The organism is Streptomyces sp. NPDC059247, from assembly GCF_042754005.1.
Lineage (GTDB): Bacteria > Actinomycetota > Actinomycetes > Streptomycetales > Streptomycetaceae > Streptomyces.
On sequence record NZ_JBHYZW010000016.1, the window covers coordinates 137,873 to 147,472 of the forward strand.

Genomic DNA, 9,600 nt, shown 5'->3' on the forward strand with positions numbered 1-9,600 from the left:
GGCCAGGACCGGCCAGGACCGGCCAGGACCGGCCAGGACCGGCCAGGACCGGCCAGGACCGGCCAGGACCGGCCAGGACCGGCCAGGACCGGCCAGGACCGGCCAGCGGTGGCCGGATTTCATTGGGTGGCTCCGTCCCCGTTTCGGCTTGGTGTCCGAGGTGCGTGACGCCCGAGGCCCACCCGCCGGACTGCCACCAGCCCGATGTGCGGCGCGGGGCCGTGCGGCGCGGCGGCCTCCGGTCGGGCCGGTGGTGTCCGGCCCCGAGCGGCGTGGCCCGGACCGGGGGCGTGGGAGTCGGGGGCGGGCGGTGCCTATGGTGGAGCCTTCCCACGGACGTGGGGCACGCACGCAGGAACCGGAGGCACGTCCCTTGAGCACGCAGCAGATCCCCGTCGTCGTTCTGGCCGGGTTCCTCGGTGCGGGGAAGACCACGCTCCTCAACCATCTGCTGCGGAGCGCCCGGGGCACCCGTATCGGGGTGATGGTCAACGACTTCGGCGACATCGACATCGACGCCATGAGCGTCGCCGGGCAGGTCGGCTCCACGGTCTCCCTCGGCAACGGCTGCCTGTGCTGCGCGGTCGACGCGAGCGAGCTCGACGAGTACCTGGAGGTGCTCACCCGCCCCGAGTCCCGGCTCGATGTGATCGTGATCGAGGCGAGCGGCCTCGCCGAACCCCAGGAACTCATCCGCATGGTCCTGGCCAGCGACAACGCCCGGATCGTCTACGGCGGGCTCGTCCAGGTCGTCGACGCGGCCGAGTTCTCGGCCACGCGGCAGCGGCACCCCGAGACCGACCGGCACCTGCCGATCGCCGACCTCGTGGTGGTGAACAAGGCCGACCGCGTCACCGGGGACGAGCTGCGGGCCGTCCACCGGACGGTGGGCGAACTGGCGGGGAAGGCCGTGGTGGTCGAGGCCACGCACGGGCGGATCGACCCCGAGCTGCTCTTCGACCGGGTGGTCCCGGACGGGGAGATCGAGGGCCAGATGTCCATCGAGGACATCCTGTACGGCACGGACGGCGACGACGGGCCGCACGCCCACCCGCACACCGCGTACGAGACGGTCTCGCTGAGCGCCGCGCGACCGCTCCACCCGCGTCGGCTGATGGCCTTCCTCGACGGACGGCCCGAGGGCCTCTACCGGATCAAGGGCTTCGTCGACTTCGGCACCGCCGACCCGGACAACCGCTACACCGTGCACGCGGTCGGCCGCTTCCTGCGCTTCTACCCGGAGCGGTGGCCCGAGGGCGAGGAGCGGCTCACCAAGCTCGTCCTGATCGGCTCGGGCGTCGACGCCGCCGCCCTGCGCAAGGAACTCGCGGCCTGCGAGCTCGACGGGCCGGAGGACGCCCCCGACGAGCACAGCATGTGGGGCGTCCTGCGGTATGTGCCGCGGACGGAGGAGGAAGAGGAACCGGAGACCCGCGACTGACACGGGACGCACCACCGAGGCGGGGCCGGAGACCCGCGCCCGAGACCGGGCCGCGATCCACCACCGAGGCCGGGCCGGGCACCCGCCACCGAGGCGGGATCGGGCACCCGCCGCCGAGAGGGGCCGTGGGGATCCGGAGAGCGGCACCCCGCCCGGGGGCCGCTCTCCGGCTTCCGTCAGCTCGCCGGGCCCGCCACCACGTCCACCGGCTGGGCGAGCGGCGTGCCCGAACCGTCGCGGCGCGGGTCCATCTCCGGCAGCGCCACCGGGGCGCCGTTTTTCTGCGCGGCACGGGCCGGGGTGGCGCCCGCCCAGGCCAGGATCAGCAGGTCCTCGCCCTTCAGGAAGCGCTGGCAGCGCACCCCGCCGGTCGCGCGGCCCTTACGCGGGTACTGGTCGAAGGGCGTCAGCTTCGCCGACGTACCCGCCGAGGAGTCCAGGGTCCCCGTGGCGCCCGCGACGGTGAAGACCACGGCCTCAGCCGCCGGATCGACGGCGGAGAACGCGATCACCTCCGCGCCCGCCGTCAGCTTGACGCCCGCCATGCCACCGGCGGGGCGGCCCTGCGGCCGTACCTGCGCGGCCGGGTAGCGCAGCAGCTGGGCGTCGGAGGTGATGAACACCAGGTCCTCCTCGCCGGTCCGCAGCTCGGTCGCGCCGACGATCCGGTCACCGTCCTTGAGGGTGATGACCTCCAGCTCGTCCTTGTTGGCCGGATAGTCCGGGACCACCCGCTTGACCACGCCCTGGAGCGTGCCCAGGGCCAGGCCCTGCGAGGACTCGTCGAGCGTGGTCAGGCAGACCACGGTCTCGTCCGCCGCCAGGGACAGGAACTCGGAGAGCGGCGCGCCGCCCGCCAGGTTCGGGGTGGCCGCCGTGTCCGGCAGCCTCGGCAGATCGATCACCGAGAGCCGCAGCAGCCGCCCGGCCGAGGTCACCGCGCCGATGTCGCCGCGCTGGGTGGCGGCGACCGACGACAGGATCAGGTCGTGCTTGGCGCGGGCCGCGTCCGGGTCCACCGGCGGCAGCTCCGCCGTCGCCGTGCGGGCCAGGAGCCCGGTGGAGGACAGCAGCACCCGGCACGGGTCGTCCGCGACCTCCAGGGACACCGCCGTGACCGGGGCACCGGCCGATTCGAGCAGGACCGTGCGCCGGTCCGTGGCGAACTTCTTGGTGACTGAGGCCAGTTCCGCCGAGACCAGCTTGCGCAGCTCCGCGTCGGAGTCGAGGATCCCGGTCAGCTCGTCGATCTCGCCGTTGAGCCGGTCGCGCTCGGACTCCAGCTCGATGCGGTCGAACTTGGTGAGACGGCGCAGCGGGGTGTCCAGGATGTACTGCGTCTGGATCTCGCTCAGCGAGAAGCGCTCCATCAGGCGCTCCTTGGCCTGCGCCGAGTTCTCGCTCTCCCGGATCAGCCGGATGACCTCGTCGATGTCGAGGAGCGCGACGAGCAGGCCCTCCACCAGGTGGAGCCGGTCGCGCTTCTTGCCGCGACGGAACTCGGAGCGCCGCCGGACCACCTCGAAGCGGTGGTCGAGATAGACCTCCAGGAGTTCCTTGAGGCCGAGGGTGAGGGGCTGCCCGTCGACCAGCGCCACGTTGTTGATGCCGAAGGACTCCTCCATCGGCGTCAGCTTGTAGAGCTGTTCGAGGACGGCCTCGGGCACGAAGCCGTTCTTGATCTCGATGACGAGACGCAGGCCGTGGGTGCGGTCGGTCAGGTCCTTGACGTCCGCGATGCCCTGGAGCCTCTTGGAGCCGACCAGGTCCTTGATCTTGGAGATGACCTTCTCGGGGCCGACCGTGAAGGGCAGCTCGGTCACGACGATGCCCTTGCGGCGCGCCGTGACGGTCTCCACGCTGGTCGTGGCGCGGATCTTGAAGGTCCCGCGGCCCGTCTCGTACGCGTCCTTGATGCCGGACAGGCCGACGATCCGGCCGCCGGTCGGCAGGTCGGGGCCGGGCACGAAACGCATCAGCGTCTCGAGGTCGGCGCCGGGGTGGCGGATCAGGTGGCGGGCGGCGGCGACGACCTCGCCGAGGTTGTGCGGGGGCATGTTCGTCGCCATGCCGACCGCGATTCCCGAAGCGCCGTTGACCAGCAGGTTCGGATAGGCGGCGGGCAGGGCGACCGGTTCCTGCTCCTGCCCGTCGTAGTTCGGGCTGAAGTCGACCGTGTCCTCGTCGATGGACTCGGTCATCAGGAGTGCGGCGGGCGCCATCCGCGACTCGGTGTACCGCATCGCGGCCGGCGGGTCGTCGTTCCCGAGGGAACCGAAGTTCCCGTGGCCGTCGACGAGGGGCAGCCGCATGGAGAAGGGCTGTGCCATGCGGACCATGGCGTCGTAGATGGAGGCGTCGCCGTGCGGATGCAGCTTGCCCATCACCTCGCCGACGACCCGGGCGCACTTGACGAAGCCGCGCTCGGGCCTGAGCCCCATCTCGTTCATCTGGAAGACGATGCGGCGCTGTACGGGCTTCATGCCGTCGCGGGCGTCGGGCAGGGCGCGCGAGTAGATCACCGAGTACGCGTACTCGAGGAAGGAGCCCTGCATCTCGTCGACGACGTCGATGTCGAGGATTCGCTCCTCGAACGCGTCGTCCGGCGGCGGTGTCTTCGTGCTGCGGCGGGCCATCGCGGCTGCGGCTCCTTCACCAACAAGGTTGATCTGACGCGGACCATTGTGGACCGTGCCACCGACAACGCCGACCGCGACCCGGACGAGGGACATCTCGAACGGGCGGGAACTTCGCCAGGTGTCGGCGCGCTTGCATACAGTGGCAGGACCTTTTCACATCGCGATCGAAGGGACGTACATGCCCATGGGTCACACGGCCACGGCCGAGGCCGGCTCCGGCGGCCTGACAGCTACCGAGCACCGGCTGCCGAACGGTCTGCGCGTGGTGCTGTCCGAGGACCACCTGACCCCGGTCGCCGCGGTCTGCCTCTGGTACGACGTCGGCTCGCGCCACGAGGTCGAGGGCCGCACGGGCCTCGCCCACCTCTTCGAGCACCTCATGTTCCAGGGCTCGAAGCAGGTCCACGGCAACGGGCACTTCGAGCTGGTGCAGGGCGCGGGCGGTTCGCTCAACGGCACGACGAGCTTCGAGCGCACCAACTACTTCGAGACCATGCCCACCCACCAGCTGGAGCTCGCGCTCTGGCTGGAGGCCGACCGCATGGGCTCGCTGCTCGCCGCCCTGGACGACGAGTCCATGGAGAACCAGCGGGACGTCGTCAAGAACGAGCGCCGCCAGCGCTACGACAACGTGCCGTACGGAACGGCCTTCGAGAAGCTGGTCGCCCTCGCGTACCCGGAGGGCCACCCGTACCACCACACGCCGATCGGCTCCATGGCCGACCTGGACGCGGCCACCCTGGAGGACGCGCGGAACTTCTTCCGCACGTACTACGCCCCGAACAACGCGGTGCTGTCCGTCGTCGGCGACATCGACCCGGAGCAGACCCTCGCCTGGGTCGAGAAGTACTTCGGCTCGATCCCGTCCCACGACGGCAAGCGGCCACCGCGCGACGGCTCGCTGCCCGAGGTCATCGGCGAGCAACTGCGCGAGGTCGTCGAGGAGGAGGTCCCGGCGCGCGCGCTGATGGCCGCCTACCGGCTGCCGCACGACGGCACGCGCGCGTGCGACGCGGCCGACCTGGCCCTGACCGTGCTCGGCGGCGGCGAGTCCTCGCGGCTGCACAACCGGCTGGTCCGCCGCGACCGCACGGCCGTCGCCGCGGGCTTCGGTCTGCTGCGGCTCGCCGGTGCCCCGTCCCTCGGCTGGCTGGACGTCAAGACCTCCGGGGGCGTCGAGGTCCCGCAGATCGAGGCGGCCGTCGACGAGGAGCTGGCCCGGTTCGCCGCCGAGGGCCCGACGCCCGAGGAGATGGAGCGCGCCCAGGCCCAGTTGGAGCGCGAGTGGCTGGACCGGCTCGGCACCGTCGCGGGCCGCGCCGACGAACTGTGCCGCTTCGCGGTGCTCTTCGGCGACCCGCAGCTCGCCCTGACGGCGGTGGACCGCGTCCTCGACGTCACGGCCGAGGAGGTCCGGGCCGCCGCCGCGACCGCCCTGCGCCCCGACAACCGCGCGGTGCTGGTCTACGAGCCCCTGGCGACCGAACAGAGCGACAGCGACGAGGAAGAGGGGGCGGACCAGTGACCGACGCTGCCGCGTCTTTGACGAGCATGGACTTCCACCCCCGGCCCGCCCCCGGCGTCGCCCGGCCCTGGGCCTTCCCGGCCCCGGACCGCGGCACCCTGGACAACGGTCTGACGCTGCTCACCAGTCACCGCCCCGGCCAGCAGGTGGTGGCCGTGGAGGTCTTCCTGCCCGCCCCGCTGGACGCCGAGCCGACCGGTCTCGACGGCGTCGCGACCATCATGGCCCGCGCGCTCTCCGAGGGCACGGACCAGCACGGCGCCGAGGAGTTCGCGGCCGAGCTGGAGCGCTGCGGCGCCACGCTCGACGCGCACGCGGACCACCCGGGCGTACGGGTCTCCCTGGAGGTCCCCGTCTCCCGGCTGTCCAAGGCGCTCGGGCTGCTCTCCGAGGCGCTGATCGCCCCGGCGTTCCTGGACACCGAGGTCGAGCGGCTGGTGCGCAACCGGCTGGACGAGATCCCGCACGAGTCGGCCAACCCGGGCCGTCGCGCCGCGAAGCAGCTCTCCAAGGAACTGTTCCCGGCCGAGTCCCGGCTGTCCCGGCCGCGCCAGGGCACCGAGGAGACCGTCGAGAGGATCGACGCCGCCGCCGTCCGCGCCTTCTACGCGGCGCACGTCCGGCCCTCCACCGCCACCGCCGTGGTCGTCGGCGACCTGACGGGCATCGACCTGGACAAGGTCCTCGCCGAGACCCTGGGCGCCTGGACCGGCGAGCGGGCGGAGCCGCTGCCGATGCCGCCGATCACCGCCGACGACACCGGGCGGGTCGTCGTCGTCGACCGTCCCGGCGCCGTCCAGACCCAGTTGCTGATCGGCCGGATCGGTCCCGACCGGCACGCGCGCGTCTGGCCCGCCCAGGTCCTGGGCGCGTACTGCCTCGGTGGCACGCTCACCTCGCGGCTCGACCGGGTCCTGCGCGAGGAGAAGGGCTACACGTACGGCGTGCGGGCCTTCGGGCAGGTGCTCCGTTCCGACGCCGGGGGCAACGGGGCCTCGATGCTCGGCATCAGCGGTTCCGTGGACACCCCTCACACCGGTCCGGCCCTCGAAGACCTGTGGAAGGTGCTGCGGACGCTGGCCGCAGAGGGGCTCACCGACGCGGAGCGCGAGACGGCCGTGCAGAACCTGGTGGGGGTGGCGCCGCTCAGGTACGAGACGGCCGCCTCGGTCGCCGGGACGCTCGCCGACCAGGTCGAGCAGCACCTCCCGGACGACTACCAGGCCCAGTTGTACGCGCGGCTCGCCGAGACCGGCACCGTCGAGGCGACGGCCGCCGTGGTCAGCGCCTTCCCGGTGGACCGGCTCGTCACCGTGCTGGTGGGTGACGCGGCGGTGATCGCGGAGCCCGTACGGGCGCTCGGCATCGGTGAAGTGACGGTCGTGACGGGCTGATTCCGGCCCGCTCCACCCGCCGATCCGGCAGGGAGAACCCCGACGGCACCGTCCGTCGGGGTTCTCTTTTTGTCCGAATTAGGGGAAAGAGTGGCTGTATGCCCTGTGGTAAGTCTTACAAAAATCCCGTCCAGTTGGTGATCGACAGACGATCCGCATAGCGTCGGTGCCGCTGTTCGTCAGTTGCACCCGCCGCACCCGCGGCATCGGACAGTCATCGCCGAGTCCCCGTCAGGCGCGAGCCTGGGGAGCCGGGGACCCACACGTAGTCCCTGGGGTGAATCGGACGCCTTCGCCGTGCGGAGGGGCCCGTAGGAGACCTTCCTGCTCCGAACCCGTCAGCTAACCCGGTAGGCGAGAAGGAAGGAAAGGACCAGCCACTTCATGGCGTTCACCCGTACCACCGGGAAGCACCGTGCTCCGAGCCGGACGGCGCGCCGCGGCGCGGGCTTCGCCGGAGCTGCGACGCTCGCCACCACCGGCGTCATCGGAACCCTCGCCTCCCCGGCGCTCGCCGCCGACGCGGAGCCCCGTTCCGCCGAAGACACCGGCCTCACCCGGGTGATCACCGAGGAGTCCCTCGTGGACCGCCTCAACGCCCAGGCCGCCGCCCAGGAACGGCAGGCCTTCGAAGCCGTCGCCAAGGCGAAGGCGCAGGCCGAGGCGAAGCGCAAGGCCGAGGCCCGCGCCAAGGAGATCCGCGAGGCCGAGGAGCGCGCCGCCCGCGACGCCGAGCGACGCCGACTGGCCTCCTTCCAGCTCCCCGTCGCCGGGACCTACGTGTCGACCGGCTACAAGACCGGCGGCTCCCTGTGGTCCTCCGGCAGCCACTCCGGCATCGACTTCCACGCCGCCTACGGCAGCACGGTCGTCTCCGTCGGATCCGGCACCGTCGTCGAGGCGGGCTGGGGCGGCGCGTACGGCAACAACATCGTCATCCGGATGCACGACGGCACGTACACCCAGTACGGCCACCTGTCCTCCATCGGCGTCCACATCGGCCAGACCGTCGAGCCGGGCCAGCGGATCGGGATCTCCGGCTCGTCCGGCAACTCGACCGGCCCCCACCTGCACTTCGAGGCGCGCACCAGCGCCGAGTACGGCTCCGACGTCAGCCCGGTCTCGTACCTGCGCGCCCGGGGCGTCCAGGTCTGACCCGGACACCCGTGCCGCGACCGCCAGGACGCGCTCGGCCGCACGTCGCGAAAGCCCCGGCTCGTACAGAGCCGGGGCTTTTCCCTTGGCCGTTCCGGTCGGCATGTTCCGGTGGGGCATCGGAAATTCCGGCGTACTGCAATAGAGTCGCGGAGAGTGCGCGAGAAAAGCGCCGCTCGAATTGTGTCTCGAAGCGACCAAGGCGGAGGTCGACATGCGCATTCCCGCGCACTCGGTGTGCACGGCGATCCGGGACGACATCGTTTCCGGGGTCTTCGGGCGGGGGAGCCGGCTCACCGAGGACCAGCTCGCCCGCCGTTACGGGGTCTCCCGCGTCCCGGTCCGCGAGGCCCTGCGGACCCTGGAGTCGGAGGGCTTCGTCGTCACCCGCAGACACGCGGGCGCGCAGGTCGCCGAGCCCACCGAGCGGGAGGCCGCCGATCTGATCGACATGCGGGCGCTGCTGGAACCGCTGGGGGCCGCACGGGCCGCCCAGCGGCGCACGGAGGCCCACCTCAAGGTGCTCAGGGGGCTGGTGAGGCTGGGGCGGGAGCGGGCCGCGCACGGCCAGGTCGAGGATCTGCGCGCGCTCGGGAGCTGGTTCCACGAGACGCTCGCGCAGGCTTCCGGCAGTCCGCCGCTGACGACGCTGCTGACCCAGCTCCGGCACAAGATCGCCTGGATGTACCTGGTCGACGGGCCGGAGCGGCCGGTGGAGACCTGGGACGCGTACGGCGCGATCGTGGACGCGGTGGCGCGCGGGGACGCCGAACGGGCGCGGACGCTGACGGCCCTGCACGCGGAGCGCTCGCGTCCGCTGCACCGGCTCAAGCGGCCGGACCGGGGACGTGTGAGGGTTTCGCAACATGCCGTCAACACGGCGAGTGCCCGGAATTAACGCGGACGCCCTACAAAAGGGAGAGGAATTCCGTCCGGGGAATTCCGTGCCGGTGATTTGCAGAGCTGTGATCGGCGGAGCGGTGATCGGCGGGGCGGGTTCGCCCGGAGCGTCCGGCCTGCCCGCCGTGTTCCGCGCGCGCTGTTTCGGTGTTCCGTGTTTCGCCCGTACGGTGCGACCCGTCGGCTTTCCGGCGCCCGGCGCCGTCTTTTCCGCCGGTCGCCCGCCGGGGAGACCGGCGACGCCTTCCCGGAGCTTCCGAAGTATCGGGCGAGCGCCCGTGGGGCGAGGGGCGAGAGCCCGCACGGACCCGGAGGCGCGCGGACCCGGAGGCGTACGGCGCGAGGGCCCGACGGCAGGTGACCCTGTCCGGCTCACACGCCGTCGGGCCGGACTGCGCGAGGGGGCGGAGGCGACGCGAGAGACAGGGGTGACGCGAGAGGCCGGGGCCGCCCGGAGAGACGCCGGGCGCGGCGCGCGTGGGAGGGGGGGGGGGGCCCCGGGCGCCCGTCGGCGGGGAGGGTTTAAAAAATAACAGACCCCCAACG

The 9,600-nt window shown here is 72.1% G+C and carries 6 protein-coding genes and 1 riboswitch; of the genes, 5 read left to right on the forward strand and 1 reads right to left on the reverse strand.

All coding sequences use genetic code 11. The features are described 5' to 3' along the window. Nucleotides 1-373 precede the first annotated feature (373 nt). On the forward strand, nucleotides 374-1,441 hold the full coding sequence (locus ACFXGN_RS25330) for a CobW family GTP-binding protein (protein ID WP_384863315.1): 1,068 nt from the start codon (nucleotides 374-376) through the stop codon (nucleotides 1,439-1,441). Nucleotides 1,442-1,617: 176 nt separating this feature from the next. On the opposite strand, the gene ACFXGN_RS25335 is transcribed toward ACFXGN_RS25330, so the two are convergent. Next, entirely contained in the window at nucleotides 1,618-4,077 is a 2,460-nt protein-coding gene (locus tag ACFXGN_RS25335) for a DNA topoisomerase (ATP-hydrolyzing) subunit A (RefSeq protein ID WP_384863318.1), read from the reverse strand. Between the two features lie 181 nt (nucleotides 4,078-4,258). On the opposite strand from ACFXGN_RS25335, the gene ACFXGN_RS25340 reads away from it, so the two are divergent. The 4 genes from ACFXGN_RS25340 to ACFXGN_RS25355 all read left to right on the forward strand — a co-directional run bounded on the left by ACFXGN_RS25340 (nucleotide 4,259) and on the right by ACFXGN_RS25355 (nucleotide 9,052). Beyond that, nucleotides 4,259-5,605, forward strand: coding sequence for a M16 family metallopeptidase (locus tag ACFXGN_RS25340; protein WP_384863321.1), 1,347 nt, complete (start codon nucleotides 4,259-4,261; stop codon nucleotides 5,603-5,605). A gap of 26 nt (nucleotides 5,606-5,631) precedes the next feature. Continuing rightward, nucleotides 5,632-6,999 (forward strand): M16 family metallopeptidase, encoded by a 1,368-nt coding sequence (locus tag ACFXGN_RS25345; RefSeq protein ID WP_384863347.1) that lies wholly within the window; start codon nucleotides 5,632-5,634, stop codon nucleotides 6,997-6,999. A 208-nt stretch (nucleotides 7,000-7,207) separates the two neighbouring features. Next, a riboswitch (cyclic di-AMP (ydaO/yuaA leader) is annotated at nucleotides 7,208-7,371 on the forward strand. A 12-nt stretch (nucleotides 7,372-7,383) separates the two neighbouring features. Further along, complete coding sequence (locus tag ACFXGN_RS25350) at nucleotides 7,384-8,154, forward strand: M23 family metallopeptidase (protein ID WP_384863324.1); 771 nt, start codon at nucleotides 7,384-7,386, stop codon at nucleotides 8,152-8,154. A gap of 214 nt (nucleotides 8,155-8,368) precedes the next feature. Next, a complete protein-coding gene (locus ACFXGN_RS25355; protein WP_384863327.1) occupies nucleotides 8,369-9,052 on the forward strand; it encodes a GntR family transcriptional regulator in 684 nt (227 codons plus the stop codon). Nucleotides 9,053-9,600 lie beyond the last annotated feature (548 nt).

Bases quoted from the DNA above. Each gene is read 5' to 3' on its own strand.
- ACFXGN_RS25335 (WP_384863318.1), bottom strand. From the start codon at position 4,077: ATGGCCCGCCGCAGCACGAAGACACCGCCGCCGGACGACGCGTTCGAG.
- ACFXGN_RS25355 (WP_384863327.1), top strand. From the start codon at position 8,369: ATGCGCATTCCCGCGCACTCGGTGTGCACGGCGATCCGGGACGACATC.
- ACFXGN_RS25345 (WP_384863347.1), top strand. From the start codon at position 5,632: ATGGACTTCCACCCCCGGCCCGCCCCCGGCGTCGCCCGGCCCTGGGCC.
- ACFXGN_RS25350 (WP_384863324.1), top strand. From the start codon at position 7,384: ATGGCGTTCACCCGTACCACCGGGAAGCACCGTGCTCCGAGCCGGACG.
- ACFXGN_RS25340 (WP_384863321.1), top strand. From the start codon at position 4,259: ATGCCCATGGGTCACACGGCCACGGCCGAGGCCGGCTCCGGCGGCCTG.